The organism is Winogradskyella bathintestinalis, from assembly GCF_030407435.1.
In the GTDB taxonomy this organism is placed as follows: domain Bacteria; phylum Bacteroidota; class Bacteroidia; order Flavobacteriales; family Flavobacteriaceae; genus Winogradskyella; species Winogradskyella bathintestinalis.
In genome coordinates, this window is sequence record NZ_JASDDK010000007.1 from 61,094 (window position 1) to 81,142 (window position 20,049).

At 34.1% G+C, this 20,049-nt stretch carries 18 protein-coding genes; 10 read left to right on the forward strand and 8 right to left on the reverse strand.

What is annotated here, in order from left to right; translation table 11 throughout:
* Positions 1–65 precede the first annotated feature (65 nt).
* Positions 66–953 carry a bifunctional 5,10-methylenetetrahydrofolate dehydrogenase/5,10-methenyltetrahydrofolate cyclohydrolase gene (locus tag QMA06_RS14640; protein WP_290207646.1) on the forward strand — a complete coding sequence of 296 codons (888 nt, stop codon included), beginning with the start codon at positions 66–68 and terminating at the stop codon, positions 951–953.
* A 15-nt stretch (positions 954–968) separates the two neighbouring features.
* Complete coding sequence (locus QMA06_RS14645) at positions 969–1,691, forward strand: YwaF family protein (RefSeq protein WP_290207647.1); 723 nt, start codon at positions 969–971, stop codon at positions 1,689–1,691.
* Here QMA06_RS14645 and QMA06_RS14650 read toward each other — a convergent pair.
* The 6 genes from QMA06_RS14650 to QMA06_RS14675 all read right to left on the reverse strand — a co-directional run bounded on the left by QMA06_RS14650 (position 1,673) and on the right by QMA06_RS14675 (position 6,377).
* Positions 1,673–2,095: a VOC family protein gene (locus tag QMA06_RS14650; protein WP_290207648.1), complete on the reverse strand. Its 423-nt coding sequence runs from the start codon at positions 2,093–2,095 to the stop codon at positions 1,673–1,675. The two genes, QMA06_RS14645 and QMA06_RS14650, sit on opposite strands and share 19 nt — an antisense overlap.
* Positions 2,096–2,242: 147 nt before the next feature.
* Positions 2,243–3,010 carry a pseudouridine synthase gene (locus tag QMA06_RS14655; protein WP_290207649.1) on the reverse strand — a complete coding sequence of 256 codons (768 nt, stop codon included), beginning with the start codon at positions 3,008–3,010 and terminating at the stop codon, positions 2,243–2,245.
* Positions 3,011–3,031: 21 nt separating this feature from the next.
* Entirely contained in the window at positions 3,032–3,793 is a 762-nt protein-coding gene (locus QMA06_RS14660; RefSeq protein WP_290207650.1) for an alpha/beta fold hydrolase, read from the reverse strand.
* 70 nt (positions 3,794–3,863) lie between these two features.
* Positions 3,864–4,229, reverse strand: a complete 366-nt coding sequence (locus tag QMA06_RS14665; RefSeq protein ID WP_290207651.1) for a cupin domain-containing protein — start codon at positions 4,227–4,229, stop codon at positions 3,864–3,866.
* A 27-nt stretch (positions 4,230–4,256) separates the two neighbouring features.
* Positions 4,257–4,814, reverse strand: coding sequence for a hypothetical protein (locus QMA06_RS14670; RefSeq protein ID WP_290207652.1), 558 nt, complete (start codon positions 4,812–4,814; stop codon positions 4,257–4,259).
* A gap of 24 nt (positions 4,815–4,838) precedes the next feature.
* The gene (locus QMA06_RS14675; RefSeq protein WP_290207654.1) at positions 4,839–6,377 is read right to left on the reverse strand and encodes a helicase HerA-like domain-containing protein; all 1,539 of its coding nucleotides are present in this window, start codon (positions 6,375–6,377) and stop codon (positions 4,839–4,841) included.
* Between the two features lie 311 nt (positions 6,378–6,688).
* Between QMA06_RS14675 and QMA06_RS14680 the strand changes: the two genes are divergently transcribed.
* Complete coding sequence (locus tag QMA06_RS14680) at positions 6,689–7,321, forward strand: 7-carboxy-7-deazaguanine synthase QueE (RefSeq protein ID WP_290207655.1); 633 nt, start codon at positions 6,689–6,691, stop codon at positions 7,319–7,321.
* A 133-nt stretch (positions 7,322–7,454) separates the two neighbouring features.
* Here QMA06_RS14680 and QMA06_RS14685 read toward each other — a convergent pair whose 3' ends face one another.
* Positions 7,455–8,000 carry a DUF2911 domain-containing protein gene (locus tag QMA06_RS14685; protein WP_290207656.1) on the reverse strand — a complete coding sequence of 182 codons (546 nt, stop codon included), beginning with the start codon at positions 7,998–8,000 and terminating at the stop codon, positions 7,455–7,457.
* 254 nt (positions 8,001–8,254) lie between these two features.
* On the opposite strand from QMA06_RS14685, the gene asnB reads away from it, so the two are divergent.
* The 7 genes from asnB (at position 8,255) to secDF (ending at position 19,214) form a co-directional block, all read left to right on the forward strand.
* On the forward strand, positions 8,255–9,916 hold the full coding sequence (gene asnB, locus QMA06_RS14690) for an asparagine synthase B (protein WP_290207657.1): 1,662 nt from the start codon (positions 8,255–8,257) through the stop codon (positions 9,914–9,916).
* Between the two features lie 356 nt (positions 9,917–10,272).
* Positions 10,273–12,222, forward strand: a complete 1,950-nt coding sequence (gyrB, locus tag QMA06_RS14695; RefSeq protein WP_290207658.1) for a DNA topoisomerase (ATP-hydrolyzing) subunit B — start codon at positions 10,273–10,275, stop codon at positions 12,220–12,222.
* A gap of 148 nt (positions 12,223–12,370) precedes the next feature.
* Complete coding sequence (locus QMA06_RS14700; protein WP_290207659.1) at positions 12,371–13,387, forward strand: DUF6588 family protein; 1,017 nt, start codon at positions 12,371–12,373, stop codon at positions 13,385–13,387.
* 216 nt (positions 13,388–13,603) lie between these two features.
* On the forward strand, positions 13,604–14,530 hold the full coding sequence (gene mdh, locus QMA06_RS14705) for a malate dehydrogenase (RefSeq protein WP_290207660.1): 927 nt from the start codon (positions 13,604–13,606) through the stop codon (positions 14,528–14,530).
* A gap of 102 nt (positions 14,531–14,632) precedes the next feature.
* Complete coding sequence (locus QMA06_RS14710) at positions 14,633–15,289, forward strand: DUF4412 domain-containing protein (protein WP_290207661.1); 657 nt, start codon at positions 14,633–14,635, stop codon at positions 15,287–15,289.
* A gap of 85 nt (positions 15,290–15,374) precedes the next feature.
* Positions 15,375–15,986 carry a hypothetical protein gene (locus tag QMA06_RS14715; RefSeq protein WP_290207662.1) on the forward strand — a complete coding sequence of 204 codons (612 nt, stop codon included), beginning with the start codon at positions 15,375–15,377 and terminating at the stop codon, positions 15,984–15,986.
* Positions 15,987–16,157: 171 nt separating this feature from the next.
* Positions 16,158–19,214, forward strand: a complete 3,057-nt coding sequence (secDF, locus tag QMA06_RS14720) for a protein translocase subunit SecDF (protein ID WP_290207663.1) — start codon at positions 16,158–16,160, stop codon at positions 19,212–19,214.
* A 199-nt stretch (positions 19,215–19,413) separates the two neighbouring features.
* Here secDF and QMA06_RS14725 read toward each other — a convergent pair whose 3' ends face one another.
* On the reverse strand, positions 19,414–19,602 hold the full coding sequence (locus QMA06_RS14725; protein ID WP_290207664.1) for a hypothetical protein: 189 nt from the start codon (positions 19,600–19,602) through the stop codon (positions 19,414–19,416).
* Between the last annotated feature and the right edge of the window lie 447 nt (positions 19,603–20,049).

The window sequence follows — 20,049 nt, forward strand, 5'->3', positions numbered from 1 at the left end:
ATTAAAATATAATCATATACAGCTTTGCACCTTAGCGTCTTTGCGAGAAAACATTAACCAAAAGCATGACAATTTTAGACGGAAAAAAAGTAAGTAACGACATAAAAAACGAAATTAAAGCTGAAGTCGATAAGATGAAAGCGAATGAGGAAAAGGTTCCTCATTTAGCCGCTGTTATTGTTGGTAATGATGGAGCGAGTTTAACTTATGTTGGAAGTAAAGTGAGGGCATGCGAACGTGTTGGGTTCGAATCTACGATGGTGCGTTTATCAAACACTACAAGTGAAATAGAGCTATTAGATAAGATTGACGAATTAAATAATAACGATGATATTGATGGTTTTATCATTCAATTGCCATTGCCACCTCAGATAAATACACAAAAGGTGTTAATGGCTGTGGATCCTAATAAAGATGTGGATGGATTTCATCCTATGAATTTTGGGAAAATGGCTTTAGATATGTCTACTTTTATTCCGGCAACTCCATTCGGAATTTTAGAATTACTAGATCGTTATGGCGTTGAGACCAAAGGAAAACATACTGTGGTTATCGGTCGCTCACATATTGTAGGGCGTCCTATGAGTATCTTGATGGGGAGAAAAGGTTTCCCTGGGAATTCAACAGTGACCTTAACACATAGTCATACCAAAAATATAACACAAATTACATCACAAGCTGATATTATAATTTCAGCTTTAGGTATTCCGAAGTTTTTAAAAGCAGAAATGGTAAAGGATGATGTAGTGGTAATTGACGTTGGTATTACTAGAGTTTTAGACGATTCTGAAAAAGGGTACTATATTACGGGTGACGTAGATTTTGATAAGGTGAGTGAAAAGGCGAGTTATATAACACCAGTTCCAGGTGGAGTTGGTCCTATGACTATTGCAATGTTATTGAAAAACACGTTATTGGCTAGAGAACAACATCGAAAGAATAATAGGTTTTAACTTTCTATGGATTGTATGTGGTTAATTATCGTTTACGCAAGGTTAACCATAGGTAGTTTACAACATATAATTCCTATTGTTTTTGCCGCTGTGTTTGCTTTTCTTCTGGTCAAATATTCTAATCGTAAATTTAATTTAATTCAAAAACAGATTGCCATCCATAGATTAGCATGGTGTATATCTGTGACGGTTATTGTTTTCCATGTCTATCGAATGCTTTTCGATAATTATAATTTTAAAACTGATTTACCACTTTACCTTTGTAGTTTCATAGCGTTGCTAATCCCAATTTTTACACATTATCGTAAATATTGGATGTTCGAAATTTTATTATTTTGGATTATTGGTGGCACACTTCAAGGGGTTATTACTCCAGATATTGCCAATGGCTTTCCAAGTTTCGATTATTTTAGATACTGGGTAGTCCACTTGGGATTACTCTCAGTGATCTTCTATTTTATCTATGTTTTTAAGATGAGGCCAACATTAAAAAGTCTATTTAAATCGCTATTTGCTCTTCAGGGATATGTTGGTCTAATGATACTTCTGAATTATCTTTTAGATGCAAATTATTTTTATTTAAATGAAAAACCAAAATCAGCATCTTTATTAGATTACTTTGGGGAATGGCCGTATTATATTTTAGTGGGACAGCTAATTATCATTCCTCTATTCTTATTGATTTATCTGCCATTTTATATTACTAAAAAGGGTAGAAATCATTTAGCAAACAATTGACTCATATCTTTAAAAGCCTTAAATTCTAAAGCATTTCCTGAGGGATCTTCGAAAAACATAGTAGCTTGCTCGCCAACCTCCCCTTCAAAACGGATATAGGGCTCAATGATGAATACGATACCTTGGGACTTTAATAACCTGGCAAAGTTTTGAAAAACGTTCCATTCTAAAACAACACCAAAATGTGGTACAGGAACGTTTTTTCCATCGACAGAATTCGTGTGAGACCCTTCAGCAGTTTTTTCCTTATAATGAATAACTAATTGGTGACCAAAGAAATTATAATCGACCCAATGATCGCTACTTCGTCCTTCTTCAAGGTTTAAAACATTAGAGTAAAATTTTCTGCATTCTGAAAGGTTGTGTACAGGAATCGCTAGGTGAAAAGGTGTGAGTTTAGTCATGTTACAATTATTGAAATTGATGTGAAATATAAGAATTACTCAGAAAACAACAGCTGATTGTTAATTTTAAAAACGGAGAGAAAATAGTAAGTGGTTGCTTTTAAGTTCAAAAAAGTATAAGATAGCTATGCACTAATTAAGACGTAATTAACCTCTATCTTTTCTAGGGTTGAGTTGGTTAGGATCGAATGTTTTTATGGATTCGCTAATCAATTCACTTAAAGTATTAAATTCTTCCTTAGTTAATTCTCGATATTTTCCTAGAGGCATATCCAATTTTATATTCATTATTCTAACACGCTTTAAAGTTTGCACCTCATAATTAAGGTATTCACACATTCTTCGAATTTGTCTATTTAAACCTTGTGTTAAAATTATACTGAAAGTAAATTTATCTATCTTTTTAACGCTACATTTTTTAGTACGCTTTCCTAAGTCTTCTAAATAAATTCCTCCTGACATACGTTCTATAAATGTTTGAGAAATGGGCTGGTCTACAGTGACAATGTATTCTTTTTCGTGATTGTTACTTGCGCGTAAAATTTTGTTCACTATGTCACCGTCATCCGTTAAAAGAATTAGTCCTTCGCTGGGTTTATCTAACCGTCCTATCGGAAAAATACGTTTGGGATAATTAATGTAATCGATAATATTATCTTTCTCGACGCGGGTATCGGTGGTACATACTATGCCAACAGGTTTGTTAAACGCTAAATAGACAAAGGCTTGTTTGCGTTCGCCGATAATTTCGCCGTCAACTTTTACAACATCTTCTGTCGCAACTTTGGTTCCCATTTCAGGTACCACATCGTTAATAGTAACTCTACCAGCATCAATTAAGCGATCAGCTGCTCTACGAGAACAATATCCGGCTTCGCTGAGGTATTTATTTAAGCGTTTTAATTCTTGTGACATGTTGTAAAAATACAATAAAGTTTAGTGATTAATAAACTCAATAATTTTTGGAGTTAATGAAGCGTCCTTAAGTCCATGACCAAATCCTGTCGTTGTAATAAATTCAGAATTTTCATAACGATTAGCAATAAGTTGTCCGTCTTCGTAAGGAATTATACGGTCATTTTTATCATGAACAATGAGGCCTTTAACTTTAATAGATGCGGTGAAGTTCGCCGCTGAAAAATAGGATACAGGTTGCTTAAAATGTTCTAATACGATTGCGTCTAGACCACTTGAAATCCTCTTATTATAACCCATCATAGATTTATAGCGGTCAAAAACCCCCGTAAAATGGGCAGGTGCTCCTAATAAAATCATTTTTTTAACAGAGGGTAATTGATTGTGGTGTACACAAAAAATACTTGCCATACCACCGACAGAGTGGCCAATTAAAACTTCGGGTTTAAACTTTTTAGCCACGACGTTTATAAACTCAGAATATAAAACGGCATTAAATTGTTTACCGTCAGATCTACCGTGCGCCGGCGCATCTAAAGCTATTATATTATAATTTTGTGCTTTTAAATCTTTTAATATGTATTCCCAGCGGGCAGTATTGCTTTCCCAGCCATGTACTAGCAGAATGGTTTTTCCTTTGCCAACCCAACGATAGGTAGCAATTTCCATATTTTTATAATTTACTTCTTCAAAAAATGCAGACTCTATAACACGTTTTTGTTCGTCATTATATCGTCCTTTTCTAGGTGAAGCAAATAAGGATATGGCTTTTTTTGATGCCATTCTAGACGAGATTAAACTCGTAATATTTAGTACTCTACCAATAGATTTAACCACAAAACTACTCATATATTTAGGCTTCTCTATTTACGGCTTCAATTGAAAATGCGGGTAAGCATATTGCTAAGTACTCACAAGGTTCCGTAAATGGATTTGAATATTGCAGTCTGGTATGTTTTTCAATTTTAATGGATTGTCCGGCTTCTAATATTATTGTCTCTCCTTCAATTACAAATTGTTTTTTCCCTTTAATAATAAAAGTGTATTCATCAAATTCAGGGGTTTGAAAAGGTTCTGACCAACCCGCAGGAGCAACCATATGTGCGATACTAATTTCAGAATTGTCGTCAGTAGCATTACCAAAATGTTCTCTTATAATTTTACCATCGCCAGTTGGAACTACAAAAGGTGAATTTTGAATTTTATATTTTTTCTGCATAATAATTAAATAAAAATATTGAATGATTTACCAATGAATCATAAAATATTTGATTTTAGCTTTTTCTGGTATCTGAATAGGGTCAATAGCCATATCCATATCAAAACGCATACTTGCTGGTAATTCTTTTTTGTCAATAGTAAATGAAGCATTAATTTCATCCACAGAGATCACAATAACGTTGATCAAATTACTTACACTTGAAATTTTATAAGCCGCTTTAATATCTTTAAACGTGCTTAATATAGAGATATTTTTTTCTGTTTTAAAACGAGAATCAATAATATTTACACTTTTAATTACAGACGTTGAATCTAAAGCCTTTTTAGGCGATAAGTTTAGGAGTTTCTTACCTCCTTTTTCAAAAATTTCTATGGTATTTACGGAGCCTATAAATTCATCTCCAGAAAGGTACCGAACGACAGAATCATTTTTGAAAATGGCATCGAGTTCTTTAACTTGCGTAGAGTCGGTAAGTAAGCCAATCTGTTGATTGGCAACGGTAAATGGGTGTTTTGAATTATCATTAGAGCAGCTAATAATAAGTAATACGCAAAAAAGCGTAACGATAAAGGTGTTTTTCATTTTTAAGTTTAGGGGAATTATGTTCTATTTAATCATTTTACTTAGTATGCCTAGAACGCCGCGAATTACAGTTGCACTAGTGAGTACTTTTATTAATGGATGTTGTCTGGTACTGCGTCTCCGGGTTGAGGCTGAATTTCTATTACGCTCAGCACGTTTTAAAGCTTCTCTTTCTTCCTTGGCTTTTTGTTTGGCTTCCGCAGCTTCGGCTTGTTCAATTTTCTTATTAAGCATTTCGTAAGCACTTTCCCTATCGATTTCTTTATTGTATTTACGGGCTAATTTCGATTGTGCTAACAAATTTGCAAGTTCAACTTCAGTTAAAATATCCATTCGGCTCATCGGTGCGCGCATCATGGTTGCAGCTAAAGGTGTTGGTTTTCCTTTTTCGTCTAAGGCAGAAACCAAAGCTTCCCCAATGCCTAAGGATGTTAAGACTTCGGCGGTATCATAATAATCGGTGTCAGGATAATTCTGAGCTGTTAATTTTATGGCCTTTCTGTCTTTTGCAGTAAAGGCTCTTAAAGCATGTTGAACTTTTAAACCTAATTGTCCTAAGACAGCTTCTGGTACATCTGTAGGGTTTTGAGTTACAAAATATAAGCCCACTCCTTTACTACGAATCAATTTTACAATACTTTCAATTTGGTTTAGTAGCGCACCCGAGGCTTCATTAAAAATTAAATGTGCTTCATCAATAAACATTATAAGTTCTGGCCGTTCGCTATCTCCTTTTTCAGGAAAAGTAGAATATATTTCAGCCAATAAACTTAACATAAATGTCGAAAATAATTTTGGTTTATCTTGGATATCTGTTAGCCTTATAATGTTGATGTAACCTTTTCCGTTTTCATCAGTACGTAATAGATCTTGTGTGTCGAACGAGGTTTCTCCAAAAAATAAATCACCCCCTTGTTGTTCAATTTCTATAATTTTTCTAAGAATTGCTCCTGTTGAAGCGGTAGAAATCCTGCCATAAGATTCTTGAAACTCTGCCTTACCTTCATTGGTTGCATATTGTAATATTTTCTTAAAATCCTTTAAATCTAATAAGGGCAAATGATTGTCATCACAATATTTAAAAATTACGGATATGATTCCTGCTTGTGTTTCAGTAACATCCAAAATTCGTGAAATTAAGACAGGGCCAAATTCACTAATTGTGGCTCGTAATCTTACACCATCTTGTTCAGATAACGTCATTACCTCTACAGGAAAGGATTTAGGCTCAAAGGGTAAACCTATTTGAGCATGGCGTTCATCAATTTTTACATGTCCAGGACTTGGTTGGGCTAAGCCACTTAAATCTCCTTTTATGTCCATTAATAAAACTGGTACTCCTTTTTCGGATAAATTTTCGGCCAACACTTGCAAGGTTTTTGTTTTGCCAGTGCCAGTGGCTCCTGCAATCAATCCATGTCTATTCATGGTTTTTAAAGGAATATTTACAAAAGTATTACTTAGTGTTTCGCCATTCAGCATTGCCGAACCAAAGGTAATATAGTCTCCTTTAAACGTATTACCTTCATTAATGTCACTTATGAAAGCTTCAGGATTTTTCATTCGTTAGAAAATTTCGATAAAAATAATGTAATTTTTATCAAGTATAAAATAGTGTTTAGGCTCAATTACAGATTGCAACGAAAAAAAAGTGATGTTGAGATGAGGCTTGAATTTTTATAATATGTTTAAGACTGAAAATCATATCACAAGTCACTTACATTATGAAATTTATTTATGATTGAGATTACTGTTAGATTTCTGAATAGTTTTCCTATCGTTTTTGAGTTTTTTTAAAAATGGCGATAATGGTAAATTACGATTCTTTTACTATAACCTGTAACTGTAAACTAAATAACTATCTTTGCACTCTTATGACGAGAAGAGAAAGACAAGAGTTAATAGATAAAGGGTTATTACTGCCTTTAATGGAAGAGTTTTACACCATTCAAGGAGAAGGGTTTCATAAGGGGACAGCTGCATATTTTGTGCGAATTGGTGGTTGCGATGTAGGTTGCCATTGGTGCGATGTTAAGGAGAGCTGGTTGGCAGAATTACATCCTCCTACAGCAACTGAAAAAATTGTAGAAAACGCTATAAAACATAGCGATACTATTATAGTTACTGGTGGTGAACCGTTAACTTGGGATATGGGACCACTAACGGCGCAATTGAAAGCTAAAGGTGTGCAAACGCATATTGAAACTTCTGGGGCCTATAAATTAACAGGCGAATGGGATTGGATTTGTTTATCACCTAAAAAAATGAAATTACCAACAGACGAGGTTTATAATAAAGCACATGAACTAAAATGTATTATTTATAATAAGGACGATTTTAAATTTGCAGAAGAACAAGCCGCTAAAGTCAATAAAGATTGTATTTTGTATTTACAGCCAGAGTGGAGTAAACGCGATAAAATGATGCCTCAGATCGTAGATTATGTTATGGCGAATCCGAAATGGAAAGTATCACTACAAACGCACAAATATTTAAATATTCCTTAAAGTTAGTGTGAGGATTAGTGATGTGGAAAAGATATTGTTCTAAGTTCTGAACTTCTTTATAAAATATATCAAAAAAAAGTTTCGATTGTTATTAATAACAATCGAAACTTTTTTCATAACTCAGGTCTAATAATTACAACATAAAAGGTACTGCAACTCTAACGGTTCCCCAGCCTAAATACATATCAGCACCATTATCTGTTTTATCAAATGCGATAGAAAATGCTTCTAAAGATTCTTTTCCTTTAGTGACTGGTACATTTAAGCGAGCAACATCGTTTTTCTCGTTATAAAAATAACTACCCCAAACATTCAGATCTGTACTCACAATAGCTGTCCATTCTTTCTCACCAGGGATAACATAAAATGTATATGAACCAGGCTCAATTGTTGTATCACCGAATTTCATTGGTTTGTAAAGCGTTAATTCGGCAGCCTCATTAGCGCCGGTTCTCCAAACTTTACCTTCTGGAGCTAATTCTTCTATAGAACGGTCTTTTAATTGTGGACGACTATAGGTGATTTTTATGACTTTGTCGGAATTTTTATAATCCGCTGGGAAAGAAGCCATATCCATAGGGCTTTTATCTACATCTGAAAATTTTTGAGCGGTAACATTAACCGAAAATAATAGGGTTAACACAAAAGTAAGTGAGGTAATTAGTTTGAAATGTTTCATAATTTAAAAATTGGTTTTGTTAAAATTAGTAGTTCTAAAACTATATAGTCGAAATTAAATATTAAAATTTACAGATTAGAAGTGAATGGCGAAAAATAAACTCAAATTCTTAACAATAATAAGAATTTTGTGTATTTGAGTTTTAATTTGAATCTATTATTGTGTTTAGTGTTTATAATTTGAAAGTTTAAAGTCATATTTGCTTTATAATTAATAATAAAACAGATTTAAATTCAATATTAAAACATAAAGTTATGTGCGGAATAGTATGTGCGTTTGATATAAAACAACACGTTGAAGAGTTAAGACCTCAAGTTTTAGAAATGGCAAAATCAATTCGTCACCGTGGACCAGACTGGAGTGGTATTTATAGTGATGATAAAGTAATTATGGCTCACGAACGCTTAGCGATTGTAGATCCTGCTTCGGGAAAACAACCCTTATTTAGTCCAGATAAAAAATTAATCTTAGCAGCTAACGGTGAAATATATAACCATAAAGTATTGCGTACTCAATTTCCAGATTATCAATTTCAAACAGAAAGTGACTGTGAAGTGATTTTAGCATTATATAAGGAAAAGGGAGTTGACTTTGTGGATGAAATGAATGGTATTTTTGGTTTCGTAATATATGATGTTGAAAAGGATGAATATTTTATCGCTAGAGATCATATGGGAATTATTCCTTTGTATATCGGCTGGGATAAAAACGGTACCTTTTATGTGGCTTCAGAATTAAAAGCGTTAGAAGGTATTTGTACTAAAATTGAGTTATTTCCTCCAGGACATTACATGTCTAGTAAGAATGGGGAGTTTGTAAAATGGTATAAGCGCGACTGGTCAGAATACGATGCTATAAAAGATAATGAAACGAGCATTGCTGAAGTAAAGGAAGCTTTAGAAGATGCAGTGCATAGACAATTAATGAGTGATGTGCCTTACGGCGTATTATTATCTGGAGGTTTAGATTCGTCCGTAACCTCTGCAATTGCGAAAAAATATTCAGAAAGAAGAGTTGAGGCAGATGATAAAGAAAAGGCATGGTGGCCACAATTGCACTCATTTTCTGTTGGGTTAGAAGGCTCTCCAGATTTGGCTGCGGCAAAAAAAGTTGCCGATCATATCGGTACCGTGCATCACGAGATTAAATTCACAATCCAAGAAGGACTAGATGCTATAAAAGATGTTATATATAATATAGAAACTTATGATATTACGACGATTCGTTCTTCCACACCTATGTATTTAATGGCAAGGGTTATTAAGTCTATGGGTATAAAAATGGTATTATCTGGTGAAGGAGCTGATGAATTGTTTGGAGGGTATTTATACTTTCATAAAGCACCAAGTGCACAAGAGTTTCATGAAGAAACGGTTCGTAAATTAGAAAAACTTCACATGTACGATTGTTTAAGAGCTAATAAGAGTTTAGCAGCTTGGGGAATTGAAGGTCGTGTACCATTTTTAGATAAAGAATTTATGGATGTGGCCATGCGTATCAACCCACAAGATAAAATGATCAACGGAGAACGCATGGAAAAATGGGTGATTCGCAAAGCCTTTGAAGATATGATTCCAAAAAGCGTAGCTTGGCGACAAAAAGAACAGTTTTCTGATGGAGTCGGTTACAGCTGGATTGATACTTTAAAAGAGTTAGTAGAAAAGGAAATTTCTGACCAGCAACTTACCAATGCTAAATTCCGTTATCCAATTAATACACCTTTAAACAAAGAAGAGTATTATTACAGAAGTATTTTTGAAGGGCACTTCCTTAGTGATGCGGCGGCATTAAGTGTACCGCAAGAAGCAAGTGTAGCTTGTAGTACCGCAACGGCTTTAGAATGGGATGAAGCCTTTAAAAACATGAACGATCCTTCAGGTAGAGCAATTGCGAATGTGCACGACGAGGCGTATTAAATATAAAAAATTGATGCTTTTTGGTCTAAATTGTATAAAATTAAATTTCAAAATCTCGCTTCTGCGGGATTTTAAGTTTTAAGGGCGAGGCACATCATATAATAAATTGTTATAATCTATTTTAAGGTGTTTTATAGACGATTTAAGCCACTTTTTGTTAATTAACAAATGTTGATAATTATCGGTGTCAAATCATAAAAAGCTTTTAAAACGCACTTTAAAATCGTATATTTGTTAATGAGCATTGTGCGTCTTTAAATGAATTCGTAAAGCCTCACAATGTGCCGATTAATCCCGCAGTGTAGCGGGATGTTTTTTGAAAAAGCTAAAATAAATTTAATTATATATAAAGTATAATGAGCGAAAAGAGAGAAGAATTTAATAAGGATAATTATTCAGCAGATAGTATTCAGGCCTTAGAAGGTATGGAGCATGTGCGTATGCGTCCTTCCATGTACATTGGTGATGTTGGTACACGTGGTTTGCATCATTTAGTATATGAGGTAGTCGATAACTCAATTGATGAGGCCTTAGCTGGTCACTGTGATAATATTACCGTCATTATCAACGAAGATAATTCCATTACTACAGAAGATGACGGACGTGGTATCCCTGTTGATTTACATAAAAAAGAAGGTGTATCTGCATTAGAAGTCGTTATGACTAAAATTGGTGCTGGTGGTAAATTCGATAAAGATTCCTATAAGGTTTCTGGTGGTTTACACGGTGTTGGTGTGAGTTGTGTGAATGCACTATCTGAGCATCTTAAAGCAACAGTTTATAGAAAAGGAGATATTTGGGAACAAGAATACGAACGTGGTAAAGCGATGTACCCTGTAAAGAAGGTTGGTGACACGGATAAAAGAGGTACGATTGTAACCTTTAAGCCAGACCCAACAATTTTTACACAAACGTTAGAGTATAATTACGATACGTTAGCAAGTCGTTTGCGTGAGTTGGCCTACCTTAATAAAGGGATTACAATTCATTTAATTGATAAGCGCCACAAAAATGATGAAGGCGAATTTGAAGGAGAGACATTTCACTCAGAAGAAGGATTAAGCGAGTTCATTAAATTTTTGGATGGTAACCGCGAACCGCTTATGAAAGATGTTATTTCTTTTGAAGGTGAAAAAAACGGAGTGCCTGTTGAAGTAGCTATGGTGTACAATACGTCTTATGCCGAGAATCTTCATTCATATGTAAATAATATTAACACACATGAAGGTGGAACACACCTATCTGGTTTCCGAAGAGGTTTAACTCATACCTTGAAGAAATATGCCGATGAATCAGGCATGTTAGATAAATTGAAATTCGATATTTCTGGTGATGATTTTCGTGAAGGTTTAACCGCCATTGTTTCGGTAAAAGTTCAAGAACCACAGTTCGAAGGACAAACCAAAACGAAATTAGGTAACCGAGAGGTTTCGGCAGCTGTGAGTCAATCAGTTTCAGAGATGTTAACCGATTATTTGGAGGAGAATCCAGATGATGCTAAAACAATTGTCCAAAAAGTAATTTTGGCAGCTCAAGCTCGTCATGCGGCTCAAAAGGCTCGTGAAATGGTACAACGTAAAACCGTGATGAGTATTGGGGGCTTACCTGGGAAATTATCAGATTGTTCTGAGCAAGATCCTGAAAAATGTGAAGTTTTTCTAGTTGAGGGAGATTCTGCAGGGGGTACGGCTAAACAAGGTCGTGATCGTAAATTTCAGGCGATTTTGCCATTAAGAGGTAAAATTCTTAATGTGGAGAAGGCCATGACTCACAAAGTTTTTGAAAACGAGGAAATTAAAAATATTTTTACTGCCCTCGGTGTTACAATAGGAACCGAAGAGGATAGTAAAGCCTTAAATCTTTCTAAATTAAGATATCATAAAGTAGTGATTATGTGTGATGCCGATATTGATGGTAGCCACATTGCCACATTAATCTTAACCTTCTTTTTTAGGTATATGAAAGAATTGGTGGAAAATGGACATATTTATATTGCAACACCACCTTTATATTTAGTGAAGAAAGGCACGAAAAAACGCTATGCTTGGTCAGATAAGGAGCGCGATACCATTATGGCAGAATTTGGCGAAAGCTCAAAAATTCAACGATATAAGGGTCTTGGTGAGATGAATGCAGAACAACTTTGGGACACCACTATGAATCCAGAATTTAGAACGTTGCGTTTAGTTCAAATTGACAATGGAGTAGAAGCAGATCGCGTATTCTCAATGTTAATGGGTGATGAAGTACCGCCTCGTAGAGAATTTATAGAAAAGAATGCTGTTTATGCGAATATTGATGCGTAACTAAATTAATAAAGCAAAAACCATATAAAAAGCAATTACGTACATTACGTACTTGCTTTTTTTTATTCAACGCCAAGTTATCCTCAGACTAAGTATATGTGTTTGTGATCTTGTTTTAATATATTTGTTAAATTATAACCTGCTTATTATGAAAAATATAGCCCTATTCCTATTCGTTTGTATGCTTGCATTAAGTGGAAAAGCACAAAACGATATAGACGTACTACTAACTGGTGGTGTCGATGATGCAAAACGCTTTACTAACGATTATTTAGCCCCAGGAACAAATGGGTTAATGCACAGTATGAATGCCAATTGGTTTAATTCTGCGAAATCAAAACCACTTGGTGGGTTTGAAATTTCGGTTATCGCCAACGCATCTATAGTTAAAGATGAACACAAAATGTTTAACTTAAATACTGCGGATTATGCCAATGTTCAGTTCGTTGAAGGAGCAAGTATGCAAATGGTGTCATCAGTTTTAGGTGAAAATGATCCGGCAGTATTTGTTGAAGTAGAATATAACGATCCCATATTCGGAAATCAAACAACACGCATAGAATTGCCTCAGGGCATTGGTTCAGGTACGGCTAACTTATTGCCGACCGCATTTTTGCAAGGAGCCTTAGGGCTTAGTAATGGGTTAGAATTAAAGGCTCGATTTGTTCCAAAATTTGAAAACGAAGATGTGAGTATAAGTATGTATGGTGCAGGTTTACAATTGGAATTTACGGATTGGTTTCCTACCAGTAAAATGTGGCCTATTGCACTCTCAGGTTTGGTCGCCTATACGCATTTAGACGGTTCATATAATCTTACTGAATCATCTGGTATTGAAGGGGAAAATCAACAATTAGAGAATAATACTAATACTTGGTTGTTTCAAGCCTTAGCATCTACGAGGTGGCCAGTCATAAATTTTTATGGTGGATTGGGATATATAAAAGGAACGTCAGAATCAGATTTATTAGGTGAATATAGAGTCACCAATGGAATTTTATTTTCCGAAACTATTTCCGATCCTTTTTCTGTGTCTAGTGACGTATCTGCAGTAAGAGCAACCCTTGGTACAAAATTAAAGTTGGGATTCTTTCGACTTAATGCTGAGTATCATTTGTCGGAATTTGATACCTTTTCTCTCGGAATTAATTTTGGATTCCGATAAACTTATATTGTTTTAAATTATAATAAAAGCACAGGATTTACTCCTGTGCTTTCTTCATTTACAGTAATATTATTCGTAATTTTACAGACGTGATTAACACATAGTTTCATATTAAATAAACATATATAATTTTGAATTGAGCAGAAGTACTTTTTTGGATTCAAAAAAAGTATTAAGTCCATTTCATTTTACACTAATTTTAAAATTATAAAACAAATGAAAGTAACCGTAGTTGGCGCTGGTGCAGTAGGCGCAAGTTGTGCAGAGTATATAGCAATTAAAAATTTTGCTTCTGAAGTAGTCATCTTAGATATCAAAGAAGGCTATGCAGAAGGTAAGGCCATGGATTTAATGCAATGCGCCTCTTTAAATGGGTTTGATACCAAAATTACAGGTAGTACTAACGATTATTCTAAAACCGCAAATAGTGATATATGCGTAATCACTTCGGGTATTCCTCGTAAACCAGGTATGACTCGTGAAGAATTAATTGGTATTAATGCAGGGATTGTAAAATCTGTTTCTTCAAGCTTAGTAGAGCATTCGCCAAATACCATTATTATTGTAGTAAGTAATCCAATGGATACCATGACTTATTTGGTTCATAAAACCACAGGTTTAGCAAAACATAGAATTATAGGAATGGGGGGAGCTTTAGATTCAGCCCGTTTTAAATATAGATTAGCCGAAGCTTTAGAAGCTCCAATTAGTGATGTTGACGGCATGGTAATTGGTGGTCACAGTGATAAAGGAATGGTGCCATTAACTTCTCATGCGACAAGAAACAGTATTAAAGTATCTGAATTTTTATCAGAAGAACGTTTAAATCAAGTAGCAGAAGATACTAAAGTTGGTGGGGCAACCTTGACCAAATTATTAGGTACTTCAGCTTGGTATGCTCCAGGTGCTGCTGTTAGTGGTTTAGTACAAGCAATTGCTTGCGATCAGAAGAAAATATTCCCTTGCTCAACATTATTAAATGGCGAGTATGGTTTAAGTGATTTATGTATTGGGGTGCCAGTTGTTTTGGGAAGAAAAGGTATCGAAAAAATTGTAGATATACCTTTAAGTGATGCTGAAAAAGAACACATGAAAGCAAGCGCTGAAGGAGTTAAAAAAACCAACGATTTATTAGAGCTTTAATTTTTAGTTGAAATTAAATAAAAACTATAAATTCTTCATCTAACCTAGATGATGGTTAGGTTTATTTGGTTTGTATTAATCTAAAAAAAAAACAAAAAATTTATGAAAAAAATACTTTTATTCAGTCTTATACTTTTATTTTCTGTTACGCTAACTGCCCAAGAAAAATTGTCGGAGGGAGTGTTGACTACTAAGCAAACTATGTCGAGTGATAATGAACAAATGAATGCGCAGTTAAAAAGTATGGGCGATTCAAATTCTACTTCATATTTTAAAGGTGATAAATCACGCAATGAAACGAATAGTCCAATGACTGGTGATTTAACCATAATTGTTGATGGTGCTACCAAGCAAATGCTTATGTTAATGGATAATCCTTCGATTGGGAAAAAATACACCGTTCAATCAATGGAGCCTAAAGCAGAAGATTTAAAAAATGTTACGGTTACTAAAGGTGATGAAACTAAAACAATTTTAGGTTATGAATGCCAAGAATACATCGTTAGCATGAAACAAAACGGACAGGACATGGAAATGCAAATGTTTACTACAGATAAAATTTCTGCGATAAGCCATAACACAACTGCCATGGGAAGTAAAGTTGAAGGATTTCCATTGTATTTTGTGATGAAGATGAATCAAATGGGAAGTGCAATAGAAATAAGTAGTGAAGTTATTAAGATTGATAAGGTAGACGTTGCAGATGAAAAATTTGATATGACTCCACCCGAAGGGTATTCGAAAATGGAAGGCATGTAAGGCTTCAATTTTCAAATATCTTTTAAAAATTTTATCGAAATACTCCCGTTAGTGAACGGGAGTATTTTTTGTTTATATTTGCCGCATGAAAACCAAACTGCATTTTGGTATACTTGCTTTACTATTAACGTTTTTAGGAACGTTTATGGAGCAAAAGACTGTGCCAAATCAGCAGATAGTGATAGCGTTTTCAGACAAAATGATATCTGCTGAAGATACCGAAAATGCAATTGAAGCGATTCAAAATAAACTACAGAGCATTGGTGTATCTCAAATTAAAATTGGGCAATACAAAGATGGGGAACTAAGAATAACCTATCATAGTAAAGCAGATATTGCACATATCAAAAATGTGCTTTTTGAGACTGAAAATTATGAGTTAGCTTATGAAGCTTCACGGGATTCCTCTAATAAAGGAACCAACTCTAAGAAGGATAAATACTACGAACTTAATATTACAGAAATTAAGTCTAGCAGTTCTGTTAATTGGGATTTTGAAGGCACTCAAGTTACCGAAATTAATCAAAAAACCGATAATTCTAATCCGGTTAACATTGATTATTCCAGTCAACAAATCAACGCAAAGCAGCTTAATGCAAAAATAAAGAATGCTGTTTTAGTAAATAAAGTAGTTACACATTCCATAGATACTACATCTTATAAAATTCCCGAAGTGAGGGCAGGCCCAGTTACATAAGAGAATTTTAAACATAATTCTCACTTCTAATAGGTCCTTTTATCAATCAAAGAGGCCAAAATCAAATTTTTAAAAATTATTGTCAAATTTATAGTGTAAATTCTATATTTGCGCGCCTATTCCGATAGCTATCGGAATTAATTAAAATTCGACATTAAATAAACAATCACAATGCAAAACAAAGGAATAATTAAGCTTTTTGCGCTTTTATTTGGTTTGGTGAGTATTTACCAATTATCATTTACATTCAAAGCCAATCAAATTGAAGATACAGCCGAACAAGCGGCAATAGCAAAATACGCAGAAACAGAAGACGATTACCAATCTAAGCGTAGTATAGAAGAAGTACGTTACTTAGATTCATTAAAAACTTCTAAAATACAAGTCGGAGATAAATTTGAGTCTATCGATGTTTATAATTTAGGTGTTACACAATATTCTTATACTGAAGTTGAAAATAATGCTATGAATTTAGGGCTTGACCTTAAAGGAGGTATTAATGTTATTCTTCAAATTTCAGTTAGAGACATTTTAAAAGGATTATCTAACAACAGTAAAGATCCTGTTTTTAATAAAGCTTTAGATGATGCTGAAGAATTACAAAAAGATGCACAAGAATCTTACCTAGAATCTTTCTTTAGAGCATTTGATGCTATTAAAGGAGAGACAAAATTAGCATCACCAGATATTTTTGCCAATCGTACATTAAGCGACGAAATTAAATTCGATATGTCAGATAACGAAGTTAAAGGCATTATTGAAACAAAAATTGATGAGTCTATCGTTTCTGCTTTTGAAGTATTGCGTAAGCGTATAGATAAGTTTGGTGTAACGTCGCCAAACATTCAACGTTTAGGAAACTCTGGTCGTATTCTTTTAGAATTGCCAGGAGCTAAAGACATTGAGCGTGTTAAGGATTTAGTGACTAAAACAGCACAATTACAGTTTTGGGAAACTTATAAAACGCAAGATGTTTTACCATATATTATGGAGGTTAACCAAAATATGGTCGAAGCAAATAAAAAGAAAAAAGCTAAGAATGAAGGGAACGATGAGGTTGTAGAAACTGATGTTGATCAAGATTCTGCGACAAGCGCAATTGATGAGTTAACAGGTCAGATAGAATCAGATTCTACAAATGTTGCCGATATTAACCCTTTAGGTATACAAGGTTATGGTAATGGGGGTTCTGTAGTTGGTATGTTCTTATCTAAGGACAGAGAAAAAGTAATGGAGCAATTGAATGACTCTAAAAACAGAGCGTCATTGCCATCGGAAATGCGATATGTAAGATTCGTTTGGGGTATTCAGAATGAAGAGTCTGAATTTTCGGAATTATATGCTGTAAAAGGTAACAGAGATGGTGAGCCAGAATTAAGTGGCGCGGTAATTACCGATGCAAGGCAAGATTATGATCAATTAAGCCGACCTGCCGTAAGTATGCAAATGGATGCAAGAGGAGCTAAAATTTGGGAAGAAATGACCAAAAAGGCTTATGAAACTCAAGGATTTATTGCTATTGTACTAGATAATATTGTGTATTCGGCACCAAGTGTATCGACCGGACCAATTGCCGGAGGAAACTCTCAAATATCAGGATCGTTCTCATTAACAGAAGCTGTCGATTTAGCCAATGTTTTAAGAGCTGGTAAATTACCTGCTTCTGCTCAGATAGTACAAGCAGATGAGGTTGGACCATCATTAGGTCAAGAAGCAATTGATAGCGGTATGACGTCGTTCTTAATCGCATTAGCTTTCGTATTGCTTTGGATGATATTTTATTACGGGAAAGCAGGAGGTTTTGCTGATATCGCCTTACTATTTAACATCTTACTAATCTTTGGCGTATTAGCAAGTTTAGGTGCCGTATTAACGTTACCTGGTATCGCTGGTATTGTATTAACCATTGGTATTTCGGTCGATGCTAACGTACTTATATTCGAAAGGATAAGAGAAGAATTGGCTAAAGGTAAATCTCAAAAGGAATCTATAAAAGATGGTTTCTCTAATGCATTATCTTCAATTTTAGATGCTAACATTACTACAGGATTAACTGCTTTAATATTATTTGTATTTGGTACGGGGCCAATTAAAGGTTTTGCTACAACATTAATCATTGGTATTTTAACGTCGTTATTTACAGCGATTTTTATTACTAGATTATTAGTAGATTGGTATGTGAACAGAGGTGGTAAATTAGATTTTTCTACTGGGTTGACAAAAAATCTATTTAAGAATGTAAATATCGATTTCTTAAAAAAACGTAAGATTGCTTATGTAATTTCTGGGGTATTAATTTTAGCCAGTTTAGGATCGCTTTTTACTACGGGATTAGATCAAGGTATTGACTTTGTTGGAGGACGAACTTACCAAGTACGTTTTGAACAAGATATGAGTGTAGAGGAAGTTAAAAATGATCTTCATGCAGTATTTGAAAGTGCAGAAGTTAAAACTATCGGTGGACCAAACCAATTAAAGATTTCTACAAAATATAAAATTGAAGATAGTTCTACAGAAGTTGACGAAGAAGTGCAATCAATGTTATTTACAGCATTGCAAAAATACCTTCCGGCAGGTATGACTTACCAAGAATTTTTAGACGGTTCTGGAGATCAGAAAATTGGTAAAATGATGTCGAGTAAAGTGAGTCCTACTATTGCTGATGATATTAAAAAAGCTTCAGTTTGGGCAATATTAGGTTCTTTAGTAGTCGTTTTCTTATATATCTTATTTAGATTTAAGAAATGGCAATTCTCACTTGGTGCGGTTGCGGCTGTTTTTCATGATGTATTTATTGTATTAGGAATTTATTCCTTAACATGGAGATTTATGCCATTTAGCATGGAGATCGATCAAACCTTTATTGCGGCGATATTAACAGTTATTGGTTACTCATTAAATGATACCGTTGTTGTTTTCGATAGAATTAGAGAATACTTTAATGAAAACTTAGGTTGGAAATTCGATACCACTATCAATAGATCCGTAAATAGTACAATTAGTAGAACCTTAAATACATCATTAACAACTTTAGTGGTGTTATTGGCGATGTTCTTATTTGGTGCAGATTCTCTTAAAGATTTACTATTTGCGTTAATCGTAGGTGTCATTGTCGGTACATACTCTTCAGTATTTATCGCAACACCAATAATGTATGATACGGCTAAGAAAGGTGATGCAACAGATGCACTTAAGCGAAAAGTGAAAGACGATGTTGAGGAAGCTTAAAGTATAGTCTTAAAAATTCTAAAATAAAATTGAATAGAAAATGCCTCTCTTAATTGAGAGGCATTTTTTTGTTTTCATTTTTATGGTAAAAGCAATGTAGTGTTTTTAAGTATGCTTATAGTCCATTCATTTCATGTTTTGCACAGTGAATCTTTAAACTATTTTCTAATAAATTTATAGTAAGCAACATTAGAAATACCTAAATTACATCAACATTTCTAACTTGATTAACCAACCAATCTACGGCAACTTTGGGTGCATATTCGTCTTTAGGACAACTTAAAGCAAATAAATGCTTATTGAAATTTTTGAATTGAAGATCTTTAAATTTAAAATCTCCTAACATATAATCGTTATGTTTACCCCAATTTGGTAATTGATAAAACATGTTTTTGGGTAGATTTTCAAAAAAGTTTCATTTTTTTTCGCAGGAAAATATCCAAAGAGTGCAGTAAGCGAAGAAATCAAAATATACCAAAACCAATACATTATGAAGCGTTCATGACCGTTCCAATGTCTCCAATAATCAATTTATGAAGCCACGGTAATAATAGCGTCTATTTGTGGCATTACTGAATTAGAAGCTAAAACATGTCCACCAATGCTATGGGTAATAATCATAATTTTATGATTTGCATTTTTGATATTGCATATTTAACTACAGCATGTTGATTGTTTTCACCCCAAGACTTTAAATCAACATGTTTTAATTCCGAATACTTCAAATTGGAATTTCCAATGTCTTAATAATTAAATATGTAAACGGTGTAACCTAATTCAGAAAAGTGCCGTGCAAAATTAGGATGATATTATAATACTCATATAGCAGACGAAA